We start from the raw sequence: 11,852 nt of genomic DNA on the forward strand, positions 1-11,852 counted from the left end.
CAGGATGCGCCTTCATACCTGCGCACGAGGTTGCCCCCGCAGCGCCGTCCCGGCCCTGCGGGGGGAGGCGCGGGGTCAGGCTTTGAAGAAAGCCAGCAGGTCGGCGTTGATCGTCTCCGCATGGGTGGTCGCCATGCCGTGCGGAAAGCCCTTGTAGACCTTCAGGGTGCCCTTCGGCAGCAGCTTGGACGACAGCAGCGCGGAATCGGCGATCGGCACGATCTGGTCGTCGTCGCCGTGCATCACCAGGACCGGAATGTCGATCTTCTTCAGATCCTCGGTGAAGTCGGTCTCGGAGAAGGCCTTGATGCAGTCGTAATGGGCCTTGGTCCCGCCCATCATGCCCTGCCGCCACCAGTTGTCGATGACGCCCTGCGAGACCTTGGCGCCGTCCCGGTTGAAGCCGTAGAAGGGGCCGGAGGGGACGTCGCGGAAGAACTGGGCGCGGTTGGCGGCGAGCGCTGCGCGGAAGCCGTCGAACACCTCCAGCGGCAGGCCGCCGGGATTGGCCTGGGTCTTGACCATGATCGGGGGAACGGCGCCCAGCAGCGCCGCCTTGCCGGCGCGCGAGGTGCCGTGACGGCCCAGATAGCGCGCGACCTCGCCGCCGCCGGTCGAATGGCCGACATGGAAGACGTTCTTCAGCCCCAGCCCGGCAACGACGGCCAGCACGTCGTCGGCATAGGTGTTCATCTCGTTGCCGGTCGCCGTCTGGGTCGAGCGGCCATGGCCGCGCCGGTCATGGGCGACGACACGGTAGCCGTGGTTCAGGAAGAACAGCATCTGGGCGTCCCAGTCGTCGGCGCTGAGCGGCCAGCCATGGTGGAACATGACGGCCTGGGCGTCGCGCGGTCCCCAATCCTTGTAATAGATCGAGGCGCCGTCCTTGGCGGTGATGAACCCGTCTTCGGTCTTGCCGTTGGTCATCGTCCGTTTCCCTTCACTCTTGTGGGTGGCAGTGTCTCCGGCATGGCGACGTTCGGCCGCGGTGGCATCGGCGGCCCCGATCACGGTTGCGCCGGCGACCGCAGCACCGGCAGCGGCCGCGCCGACGAGCAGGCTGCGGCGGGTGGCGCCCGGCGCCAGGACTTTTTCGGATGGCATCGTGATGTCCCCTGTCAGTGCATTGGCTGTCAGTTGCGTTGGCGGTCGGCCGGCCCGGATCCGGCCGCGTGGCGCCGCGGTACGCCGATGCCTGCATTGAGTACCGGAATCATGCGTCTTTCAAAGCTATCCCTAGGTATTAAAAAACCATCCCGAGAAATATCCGCAAATGCACAGGGGTTGATCAGGGGCGTTCATATCTTCATTTGCAGAAGTACTGCAAATTGGGACATGTTCCCCCTCCGTCCGATAGTCCGAATGTGGGGACTCTCTTCGCGCGTGAAGTCTAATTGACTGAATTCTCATAAAGGCATCCAGTCTCCTTGGCACGACGGAGAACGTCCATGGCGCGGTCGGAGATCAATCGCTTGACAGTTTTAAATAGGAGTCCTAAGTTAAATCCATGGACCACGCATCGCACCCCGATCCTGTTCCGCACCGCCTTCGGGAAGGCTTCGAGCGCATCGCGCTGGTGCTGCGCGCCGATCTCTGGTCGGCTGCCGGCACGGCCGGGCTCAACCCCACCCAGGCGCAGGTGCTGGCCCTGCTGGCGGCCCGGCCCGCCGGCCTTCGCCCCAAGGAGGTCGCCGCGCATCTGGCGGTTTCCGCCGCCAGCATGGCCGACACGCTGGCGGCGCTGGAGCGCAAGTCGCTGCTGCGGCGCACGCCCGATCCCAGCGATGCGCGGGCGCAGATCGCCCGCCTGACGGACGAGGGGCAGGAGCTGGGCCGCAGCCTTGCCTCCTCCGCCTCCCAGATCGCGGCGGCGCTTGCGCAGTTGACCGCCGCCGAGCAGGCCGGGCTGCTGCGGGCGCAGATCAAGATCATCCGGTCGCTGCAACAGGCAGGGGCCATCCCGGTCCAGCGCCTGTGTGTCAGTTGCCGCCATTTCCGGCCGAACGCCCATCCAGGCGAGACCGCCCCCCATCACTGCGCTTTTGTGAACGCCGCCATCGGCGACCGGGATCTCCGGCTCGATTGCGGTGAGCATGAAGAGGCTGATCCTGCCGTCCAGGCTGCCACCTGGACGGCCTTCGCCGAAGGATAGCCACCCCTCCAAGCCCACTCATCGGAAAAGGAAACAACATCATGATCGTCTGCACTCCACGGGGCATCGGCCTCGTGGCAACGGCGCTCTGCTGCCTCGCGTCCGGCCTTGTGTCCGGGCTCTCGGCGGCAGCCGCGCATGGGATCGAGACCGCCCCCGATCAGGCGGTGATGGCCTCGTTCGACATCGTCGAGACGCGCATCGTCACCGATCACGGCCATGCCGTCTTCAGCACCCGTGTCCGCGCCGATGCCGGCAAGGCGACGCCGTCCGCCACCGGCAAATTCCAGGGGTCGGAGGTCTACGCCTATGTCTGGCCGACCTCCCTCAACTCCGCCGATGTCGGCTTCGAGAAGGACCAGGGCATCGTCGCGCTCGCGGTGACCTTCCACCCCGATTTCGACGATGCCGCCTATGGCGGGAAGAACCGCGACCGCTGGCATTCCCACTGGGTCGTCCTCAACGAGGACAAGGCCTGTCCCGGCGGACTGAAGGTCAAGGACATTCCGGAGGGCACGAAGCCCAAGCTGCCGGAAACCTGGCCCGGCGCGCCGATCCTGATCGACAGCCCGGACTACCGAACCGATCTCAAGGCCGATCTGGTCGAGGTCCACATCCCGCTCGAAAAGATCGGGGCGATCGCCACCGCGTCCTTCGACGGGGTGACCGCCGGGCTGCGGGTCAATGCCAACCTGCATGCGCCGCTGCTGTGCGTCACCAACATCCACAAGGTCGCCTCCGGCGCCCTGTCGCTGCCGGGCAAGGTCGTTCCGGCCAAGTAACGCTGGCGATTTATCTCCGGCCAAGCAACGCGCAAAAGTGAAAGCGGCCCGGCGACTGCCATCGCCGGACCGCCCGAATACCCCCCTCCAAGCATCAGAGAAGGATAAACCATCATGGCACACGTCAATCTTGTCGATCCAGCCTCGTCTGCCGCGACGGTCAAGCCGACGCTCGACCGGATCAAGGGCGCCTTCGGCGTCGTCCCCAACATGTTCAAGGCCGTTGCGAATTCGCCGGCGGCACTCGCCAGCATGTGGGGGGCGTTCGGTGCGCTCGGCCAGGGCAAGCTCGGCGCGAAGCTGGGCGAGCAGATCGCGGTGGCGGTCGCCGACCGCAACGACTGCAACTATTGCCTCGCCGCCCACACCCTGCTTGGCCAGAAGGCCGGGGCGAGCGGAGCGGAAATGACCGAGGCGCAGCACGGCCGCTCGGCCGATCCCCGGACGGCGGCGGCGCTGGCCTTCGCGGTGAAGCTGGTGGAGACGCGGGCGGCGGTAGATGCCGCCGACGTCGCGGCCCTGCGCGAGGCCGGATTCGACGATGAGGCCATCGTCGAAATCCTGGCGCATGTCGCCCTGAACCTGTTCACGAACTATGTGAACGTCGCTCTCGATGTGCCGGTCGACTTTCCCGGGGTGAAGCTCTCCCGCCGCAGCTGACGGATGGGGTGCGGCCGGAACGAAGACGTTCCGGCCGCGTCCGTCACAGCGCCGCCAGCACCTCGTCGAGCGTGCTCAGAAACAGGTTGGCATCGTCGGCCGAGAAGACCAAAGGCGGGCGGATCTTCAGGATGTGCCCTTCCTGGCCGGTGGCGCTGATCAGCACCCGCCGCCGGCGCATGTCGTTGACCACGCGGGCGGTTTCCTCCGGGGCCGGGGTCTTCGCCTTGCGGTCGCGCACCATCTCGACGCCGATGAACAGGCCGCTGCCGCGCACGTCGCCGATCAGGTCATGCTTGGCGGCGAGTGCCCGGATGCCGCCGATCATCTGCGTGCCGACGGTCAGGGCGTTCTCCTGCAGGCGCTCTGTCTTGATCACGCGCAGCACGGCGTGCGCCACGGCGCAGGACACCGGGTTGCCGCCGAAGGTGTTGAAATAGCGCTGGCTGCGGCCGAACGCCTCGATCACCTCCGGGCGGAAGATGGCGCCGGCCACCGGATGGCCGTTGCCCATCGGCTTGCCGACGGTCACGATGTCAGGCACCAGCCCGTGGCGCGCGAAGCCCCACATGTGGGTGCCGAGCCGGCCGAAGCCGGGCTGCACCTCGTCGGCGATGAAGATGCCGCCGGCCTTGCGCATGACCTCGACCGCCGGGGCCAGGAAGCCGGCCGGATCGGTGAAGACGCCGCTGCTGGAGAAGATGGTGTCGACCAGCAGCGCCGCCGGGGCGATGCCCTTCTCGCGCAGGTCGGCGATGGCCTCCTCGACGGAGCGGGCGAAGGCGGCGCCGACCTCCGTGTCCGGGATGCGGTAGCTGTCGGGCGACGGCACCACCCGGACATGGTCGCCCAGCTTCACCGCGGCGCCCAACGAGGGCGACATCTCCGCCAGCGCAGAGGTGACGCCGTGATAGGCGTTGTGGGCGATGACGACGCCGGTGCCGCCGGTGTGGACGCGGGCGACGCGCAGCGCCAGATCGTTCGCCTCGCTGCCGGTGCAGGTCATCATCAGGTGCGACAGCTCGGCCGGGAATTCCGCCAGGAAGGCTTCGGCGAACTCGACGATGCCGTCGGTCAGGTAGCGCGTGTGGGTGTTCAGCACCGCCGCCTGCTTCGCCATCGCCTCCACCACCTCGGGCCGCGAATGGCCGACCGAGGCGACGTTGTTGTAGGCGTCGAGATAGCGGTTGCCCTCGGCGTCATAGAGGGAGGAGCCCTCGCCGCGCACGACATGGATCGGATCGGCGTAGAACAGGCGGTAGGCCGGGCCGAGCAGCCTTTCGCGGCGGGCGATCAGGGCGCGTTCGCGCTCCGGCAGGGAACCGGCGGCGTCGGGGGCGTAGGCGTTGATCATGGTCATGGCGGGTCACACTTCCTGGCAGGCAAGGTGGAGCAGAGTGCGTGCGGTGGCGGCCTCGTCGCCGGTCAGCTTTTCCAGCCCGGCGAAGGCACGTTCGGCATTCCGCAGGATGTAGGCGGCGTTTTCGGGATATTCGGCAGCCCGCCAGCCGGTGATGGAGATGGTCAGGGCAAGGCGGGCCGCGATCAGATCTGGCAGCAACTCCGTCTCATCCGCCGTCAGCGGCAGCACGGCATTGTAGGCGCGGGTCATCTCGACGATGGAGCCGAAGGGCGTCTCGCCGCTGGTGACGTGGTAGGCGAGCGCCGTCGCCAGATCGTTGATCAGCGGGGCCTTCAGCGCGTCGCCGAAATCGATGATGCCGGTGACCGCCTGATGCCCGGCCGGATCGACGACCGCATTGTGCGGGTTGAGGTCGTTGTGGATCACCTGATGGCGCAGGGCGGGCAGACGCGGGGCGACCCGGTCGGCGAAACGGGCGATGAAGCGCTCCACCATCCGGCGGCGCGGACCGTCGGCCAGATAGTGCAGTTTGTCGGCGACGCTGGCGGTGCGCGTGATGTCCCACAGCAGGTCGCGCTGCGAGCCCGGATGCTCGTAGTCGGCCAGCGCGAGGTCGAGCCGGGCCAGCGTCGTTCCCAGCGCCCGCATCAGTCCCGGTGAGGCCGGTGCCGCATGGAGCGGCGTGCCGTCGAGATAGGTCAGCAGCCGCAGGATCATCGGATGGCCGTCGATCAGGACCGTCGTCTGCGCCTCGCCATCCCGGGTCGGCACGACGCGCGGCACCGGCAGGGCCGGGTCGCGGGATGCCACATGCTGCATGGCGCCGGTCTGGAAGGCGGTGACCGGTTGCGGTTCGGCCGGGTTGGTGAACTTCAGCACATAGCTCTGCCCATTGGGCGTGGTGATGTGGAAGTTGCGGTCGCGCTCGCTGCTCAGTTCACGGACGCCGCCGGTCAGCCCGAAATGCCGCAGCATCATGGCGCCGGCCTCGTCCCCGGAGATCGGCGGCGCGACGGTGGTCAGTACATCACGCTGTGTCATGGCCGCACTCTCCTCGTCATTCGAAACTTCAATGTTTGATGCATCATCGTCATGCAGGGCCCGGCTTCGGGCACCGGCGAAAGGGGTCAGGAAACCAGGGTTTCCGGTTGGGTTTGCGGCTGGGCTTCGGGGCGCTCGGCGTCGATCCGCTCGGCGTCGATCCTCTCCAGGATCGGGCCGCTGGCCAACTGGATGTCGTCCTGGATGGCGCGGGCGGCGGCCGGGCCGTCATGGCGGCGGATGGCGTCCATCAGCGGGTAGTGATGGTCGATCATCGTGCGGCCGGCTCCGCCATAAACGTCGGCGATCAACGGCCCCATCTGGAGCCAGAGCCGCCGCAGAATGTCGCCCAGCACCGGCATGTCCGCGATTTCCGCCAGCTTGAAGTGGAAGATCTGGTTGAGTTCGGTCGCCAGCGCGGTGTTGCCGGCGGCCAACGCCTCCTCGTTGTGCGTCAGCAGAGCTTCCAGCTGTTCGATCTGGGGCGGTGTGGCCCGCTCGGCGGCGCGGGCGGCGGCCAGCCCCTCCAGATTGACGCGGATGTCCCGGATTTCCAGATAGGCGGCGCGGGTCAGCATCGGGACGCGGATGTCGCGCGGCGAGCGCAGCACCAGCGCTTGGTCCTGCACCAGACGCAGGATGGCGTCGCGCACCGGGGTGACGCTCGTCCCCAGCCGTTCGGCCAGATCGCGGATCTTGAGCCGGTCATTCGGCTTGAACACGCCCCGCATCAGCGCCTCGCACAATTTCTGGTAAATCGTGCTGCCGAGATTGTCGTGTTCAAGAAGGCTGAGGTTGAACCCGCTCATCGTCTGCCCGTCACCCGGCCATCTTGTTTTGCTGTATGATGCATCATATTGACCCGGTCGCGGATGAAGGTCAAGCTGTCCCTGCCGTGCGCCTCCGTGCCCGGTCCTCTTTTCGACTCTTTTGCGCAGGAGTGCTCCCGCAATGCCGCCACCTCTGCCGTCCACCACGCCCGTTGCCGTGCTTGGCTGCGGGTTGATCGGCGAAAGCTGGTCGGCCCTGTTCCTCGCCCACGGGCTGGACGTGGTCGCCTGGGACCCCGACGCCGCCGTGCTGTCCGCCTTGTCGCAGCGCGTGGAGCGGCTGCTCGGCCAGTTGCAGGCGCTGGGGACCGCCGCCGCCCGACCCGGTCGTCTGTCCGTCGTGCAGTCGGTCGCGGCGGCTGTCGGCGATGCCGGCTGGATTCAGGAGAACGCGCCGGAAAAGACCGCGGTCAAGCACAGCCTCTATGCCGAGGTCGAGGCGGCGGCAAGGCCGGATGCGGTGATCGCCAGCAGCACCTCCTCGCTGACCTGGAGCGATCTGGCGGCGGGCGTGGTGCGGCGCGAGCGCCTCATCACCGCCCACCCCTTCAATCCGCCGCACCTGATGCCGCTGGTCGAGCTGTTCGCCGTCGACGCGCAGGTTCTGGTGCGGGCCGAGGCTTTCTATCGCGGTCTCGGCCGCGAGACGGTGGCGCTGAAGAAGGATGCGGTCGGGCACATCGCCAACCGGCTGGCGTCCGCCCTGTGGCGCGAGGCGGTCAACATCGTGGCGGAGGGCATTGCCGATGTCGCCGACGTCGATGCGGCGCTGGTCCATGGTCCGGGATTGCGCTGGTCGGTGATCGGCGCCCACATGGCCTATCATCTGGGCGGCGGCCCCGGCGGCATCGCCCATTACCTCGACCATCTCGGACCGAGCCAGGAACGGCGCTGGGCGACGCTCGGCAGCCCAAGCCTGACGCCGGAGGTTCGCCAACTGCTGGTCGATGGAATCGCAGAGGAAGCCGCCGGCCGCTCCATCGCCGCGCTGGAGGCCGAACGCGACCGCGGGCTGATGCTGGCTTTGGCTGCCCGACAGACTGCAAAGCAGGGAGAGGATACATGACCGCCGAAACGAGTGTCGCCATGCCGGGGCCGCGCATCGCGCTGATCCACGCACTGGAGGAATCGGTGGCGCCGGCACGGGCCGCCTTCCGGGCGCATTGGCCGGAAGCGCGGATTTTCGACCTGCTCGACACCTCGCTGGCCGTCGATCTGGCGGAGGCCGGCCGGCTCGACGAGGCGATGATGGGGCGGTTCCGGACGTTGGCCGATTATGCCGCCGGCACGGTGGGCGCGGGCGGGCGCACGGCGGGCATCCTGTTCACCTGTTCGGCCTTCGCCCCGGCCATCGACGCGGTCAAGCGGCACCTGTCGATCCCGGTGCTGCGGCCGAACGAATCCGCCTTCGAAGCAGCGATGGCGGTCGGCGACCGGATCGGCATCGTCGTCAGCTTCGGCCCGTCCGCCTTGTCTCTGCGCACCGAGCTGCTGGCGATGGCCGCCGCCGCCGACCGCCGGATCGAGGTCACCGTCGCGGTTGCCGACGGCGCGCTGGCGGCGCTCAAGAGCGGCGACGGCGAGGGGCATGACGAGCGCGTCGCACGGACCGCGGAGCAGCTGCGCGGCTGCGATGTCGTTATTCTCGGCCAATTCTCGATGGCGCGGGCGCAGCCGAGGCTTCAGCCCCTGCTGTCCGTCCCGGTGCTCACCACGCCTGCGGCGGCGGTGGAGGCGCTGCGCCGCCTGACGCTGCCGGTTGGCGGCGTCCTGTAACCGGTATGGCCTCAGCGCAGGCCGATGGCGCGGTCGCGGGCGCTGAGGATGTGCGTGCCGATGGCATCCTTTGCCCACTCCGGGTCGCGGGCCTTGATGGCGTGGATGATGGCGAGATGCTCGCGCATCGTCGGCACCAGAACGGCGGTGTTCAGCCTGGTCTTCGACTGCTTGATCAACCGGATCTTGATCTGGTTGACCCGGTAGGCGTCGGAGACGATGGCGTTGCCGAGCGCGTCGATGATCGTCAGGTGCAGCGCCCAGTCGATGTCCTGCGCCTCCTGCAACAGGGCGGGCCGGATGCCGCCGCCACCCGTGTCGGCTTCCGCTTCGGCGCAGGCGGCGATGATGCGCTCGTGATCGTCGAGCAGCGCGCGGACCGTCGCCTCCGGCGCCTCCCGGGCGAAGACCGCCACCGCTTCGCGTTCCAGGAACAGGCGGAACTGGAAGGCGTCACGGATGAGGTTGAGGTCGACATGGGCGACCTGCATCCCCCGCTGCGGCACGGTCTTCACCAGCCCTTCGGCCTCCAGCCGGGGGATCAGTTCGCGGATCGCCCCCAGCGGCAGTTCGGTCAGCTCGACCAGCTCGCGCTGCGAGATGAACTGCCCGGGGCGGATCTCGTCCGCCAGCAGCCGTTGGGTAAAGCTCTCGTAAGCCCGGCTGCGCAGGTTGACCGAGTCCCGGTCCCGTTTGGCCGGGTCTCGTTTGGCCAAGTCGCGTTTGGCGGAGATCGTCATCCGTGTGCTGTCCCGTCAGGCGGCCCCATCACGCGGCCTTGTCCGCGAACACGCGGTCGAAGAGATGGCCGAGCGTCGCGGTGTCCGCCACCGACATAGGCAGCAAAGGCGCCCTCACCGTCAACCATGCGCTGTCGCCGGTGGCGTGCGACACCAGCGCCTTCACCGCCGGGGTGACCGGGTAGCGCAGCACGGCGTCCACCAGCTCGACCAGGGCCGCATCGTCGCGGCCCTGATGGACCACCGTCCGCAGCCGTCCCGGCACCAGATTGGCCATGCCGGAAATGGCGCCCTGGCCGCCGTCGCGCACCGCCTGGGCCAGCACCCGCTCGTCGCCGATCAGCACGGCGAGATCGTCGCGGTGGGCGGCGAGAAGCTGCTGGCTGTAGTTCCAGTCGCCGGCCGAATCCTTGACACCGGTGATCGCCTGCGGGAAGGCGGCCTTCAGCCGGCCGATCAGCTCGATCGACAGCGGAACCGCGGTGACCGACGGGATGTGGTAGAGGATGATGTTGCGTGCCCGGTCGCCCAGCTTGGTTATGAAGCTGGAGAACCACGCGAACAGCCCGTCGTCCGACACGCCCTTGAAGTAGAAGGGCGGGGCGACCAGCAGCGCCCGTGCGTCCGCATCGAGCAGCTGGTTGGCCTGGGCCAGCGCGTCGTGCAGCGACGCGGCGATGACGCCGCCGACCACATGGCTGCGGAAATCGATGCCGGCGCCCTTCAGCGCGCCGATCATCTGCTCGCGCGCCACATGTCCGAGCAGCGGACCCTCTCCCGTGGTGCCGAACAGGGTCACCGAGTCGCAGCCGCTGGCGAGGCACCAGGCGACATGCCGGGTCAGGCGGGCCAGATCCACGCTGCCGTCCTCATGGTACGGGGTGGTCAGCGCGCAGGACAGGCCAAAGCGGCCAGTGTATTGATTCACTTTGCATTTCTCCCAGGGACGGCTGAAGGGCCTGCCGAACGGTCACCGCGTTACGACTAACATGTTACTAGGATGTTTTTCATTTGCAAGGGGGCTGCGCTGGATTTATACGTTGACCAAGCAATCAAATCGGTGGCGGCGCGGATCCGCGTCGCTCACAGTGTTCGCCGGTCAGGACAAGGCCGGGCATCAAAGGCCCAGGCGATAACGGGGAGGAGTGCATGTCGATGTCGAACGGAATGTCTTTGTCGCGCCGCCGGCTTCTGGCGTCGGGCGCCGCGGCCGGTGCGCTGGGCTTCAGCGGTGCTCTCGGTCTTCCGGGGCTTCCCGCCTTCGCCCAGACCAGTGGGGTCAACTGGCGCAAATATGCCGGCACCAAGATCGAGGTGAACCTGATCAAGAGCCCGCGCGGCGACACCCTGACCAAGCACCACAAGGAATTCGAGGAGCTGACCGGCATCACCGTGGTGTCGGAACAGACGCCGGAGCAGCAGCAGCGCCAGAAGGCGGTGATCGAGCTGACCTCCGGCCGGCCGAGCTTCGACGTCGTGCACATCAGCTATCACGTCCAGAAACGCCAGTTCGAGAAGGGCAAGTGGCTGGCCGACCTGACGCCCTTCATCAAGGACCCGGCGCTGACCGACGCCGGCTTCCTCGACGATTTCTCCGAAGCCGGCGTGACCTTCGCCCGCAATCCGGAGGGCGGGATCGGCGCCTTGCCCTTCTCGGTCGATTACTGGATCGTCTATTGGAACAAGGACCTGTTCGCGAAGAAGAACCTGTCCTTCCCCAAGACCTTCGACGAGATGGTGGCCGCCGCCGCCGCGCTGACCGACCCGTCGAGCCAGACCTACGGCTTCGTCGCCCGCGGCATGAAGAACGCCAACACCCCGGTGTGGACCAGTCTGCTGCTCGGCTACGACCAGTACAGCGTCGATGCCAACCGCAACCTGCTGACCGACACGCCCGAGGCTGTCGAGGCGGCGAAGCTCTATCAGACGCTGATGACCAAGTCGGCGCCGCCGGGCGTCACCGGCTTCAACTGGGCGGAATGCCAGTCGGCCTTCCTCCAGGGCCGCGTCGGCATGTGGTTCGACGGCGTCGGCTTCGCCCCGCCGCTGGAGGATCCGGAAAAGTCGCGCGTCGTCGGCAAGGTCGGCTACGGCCTGATGCCCAAGGGGCCGAAGGCGCATGCCGCCGCCACCACCGGCGACGGCGTCGGCGTCACCGCGGCGTCGAAGAACAAGGAAGCCGCCTATCTCTACTGCCAGTGGGCGACCGGCAAGCTGATGGGCGCCCGCCTGTTGCAGGCCGGGGCCGGCGTGCCGTTCCGCAACTCCGTCCTGGCGGACGCGGAGGTGCGCAAGGGCGTCAAGATGCCGGCGGCCTGGGGCGACGCCGTGGTCGAATCGGCCAAGATCAGCCGCCTTACCTTGCCGGTCATCATCCCGGTCACCGAGTTCCGCGACGTGCTGGGCGGGGCGCTGACCAACATGATCTCCGGCAGCGATCCGGCGGCCGAGCTGAAGCGTGCCACCGCTGACTTCAAGCCGATCCTCGAGCGTAGCGAGAAGACGTGA

General features: G+C 67.7%; 12 protein-coding genes. 6 read left to right on the forward strand and 6 right to left on the reverse strand.

The features are described from left to right. Window positions 1-75: 75 nt before the first annotated feature. Window positions 76-927, reverse strand: coding sequence for an alpha/beta fold hydrolase (locus ABNQ40_RS00270; protein WP_391345707.1), 852 nt, complete (start codon window positions 925-927; stop codon window positions 76-78). A 580-nt stretch (window positions 928-1,507) separates the two neighbouring features. On the opposite strand from ABNQ40_RS00270, the gene ABNQ40_RS00275 reads away from it, so the two are divergent. From ABNQ40_RS00275 to ABNQ40_RS00285, 3 genes are all read left to right on the forward strand, one after another. Next, the gene (locus ABNQ40_RS00275) at window positions 1,508-2,152 is read left to right on the forward strand and encodes a MarR family winged helix-turn-helix transcriptional regulator (protein ID WP_109050783.1); all 645 of its coding nucleotides are present in this window, start codon (window positions 1,508-1,510) and stop codon (window positions 2,150-2,152) included. A 41-nt stretch (window positions 2,153-2,193) separates the two neighbouring features. Then, the gene (locus ABNQ40_RS00280; RefSeq protein WP_199235366.1) at window positions 2,194-2,934 is read left to right on the forward strand and encodes a hypothetical protein; all 741 of its coding nucleotides are present in this window, start codon (window positions 2,194-2,196) and stop codon (window positions 2,932-2,934) included. Window positions 2,935-3,048: 114 nt separating this feature from the next. Further along, entirely contained in the window at window positions 3,049-3,594 is a 546-nt protein-coding gene (locus ABNQ40_RS00285; protein ID WP_109050782.1) for a carboxymuconolactone decarboxylase family protein, read from the forward strand. A gap of 43 nt (window positions 3,595-3,637) precedes the next feature. Here ABNQ40_RS00285 and ABNQ40_RS00290 read toward each other — a convergent pair whose 3' ends face one another. The 3 genes from ABNQ40_RS00290 to ABNQ40_RS00300 form a co-directional block, all read right to left on the reverse strand. Beyond that, window positions 3,638-4,954 (reverse strand): aspartate aminotransferase family protein, encoded by a 1,317-nt coding sequence (locus tag ABNQ40_RS00290; protein ID WP_109050781.1) that lies wholly within the window; start codon window positions 4,952-4,954, stop codon window positions 3,638-3,640. A 6-nt stretch (window positions 4,955-4,960) separates the two neighbouring features. Next, window positions 4,961-5,998, reverse strand: coding sequence for a phosphotransferase (locus ABNQ40_RS00295; RefSeq protein WP_109050780.1), 1,038 nt, complete (start codon window positions 5,996-5,998; stop codon window positions 4,961-4,963). A gap of 86 nt (window positions 5,999-6,084) precedes the next feature. Beyond that, complete coding sequence (locus tag ABNQ40_RS00300) at window positions 6,085-6,807, reverse strand: GntR family transcriptional regulator (RefSeq protein ID WP_199235365.1); 723 nt, start codon at window positions 6,805-6,807, stop codon at window positions 6,085-6,087. A 142-nt stretch (window positions 6,808-6,949) separates the two neighbouring features. Between ABNQ40_RS00300 and ABNQ40_RS00305 the strand changes: the two genes are divergently transcribed. Beyond that, window positions 6,950-7,894, forward strand: a complete 945-nt coding sequence (locus ABNQ40_RS00305; RefSeq protein ID WP_109050779.1) for a 3-hydroxyacyl-CoA dehydrogenase NAD-binding domain-containing protein — start codon at window positions 6,950-6,952, stop codon at window positions 7,892-7,894. Then, window positions 7,891-8,604 carry an aspartate/glutamate racemase family protein gene (locus ABNQ40_RS00310; protein WP_247879903.1) on the forward strand — a complete coding sequence of 238 codons (714 nt, stop codon included), beginning with the start codon at window positions 7,891-7,893 and terminating at the stop codon, window positions 8,602-8,604. The genes ABNQ40_RS00305 and ABNQ40_RS00310 overlap by 4 nt, the downstream gene beginning before the upstream one ends. An 11-nt stretch (window positions 8,605-8,615) precedes the next feature. Here ABNQ40_RS00310 and ABNQ40_RS00315 read toward each other — a convergent pair whose 3' ends face one another. Next, a complete protein-coding gene (locus tag ABNQ40_RS00315; RefSeq protein ID WP_109050778.1) occupies window positions 8,616-9,344 on the reverse strand; it encodes a GntR family transcriptional regulator in 729 nt (242 codons plus the stop codon). 28 nt (window positions 9,345-9,372) lie between these two features. Continuing rightward, complete coding sequence (locus ABNQ40_RS00320) at window positions 9,373-10,272, reverse strand: dihydrodipicolinate synthase family protein (RefSeq protein WP_109050777.1); 900 nt, start codon at window positions 10,270-10,272, stop codon at window positions 9,373-9,375. A 227-nt stretch (window positions 10,273-10,499) separates the two neighbouring features. Here ABNQ40_RS00320 and ABNQ40_RS00325 point away from each other — a divergent pair, with 227 nt between their 5' ends. Next, entirely contained in the window at window positions 10,500-11,852 is a 1,353-nt protein-coding gene (locus tag ABNQ40_RS00325; RefSeq protein ID WP_247879902.1) for a sugar ABC transporter substrate-binding protein, read from the forward strand.

The sequence above is a fragment of the Azospirillum sp. A23 genome, assembly GCF_042938965.1.
Taxonomy (GTDB): Bacteria; Pseudomonadota; Alphaproteobacteria; order Azospirillales; family Azospirillaceae; genus Azospirillum; species Azospirillum melinis.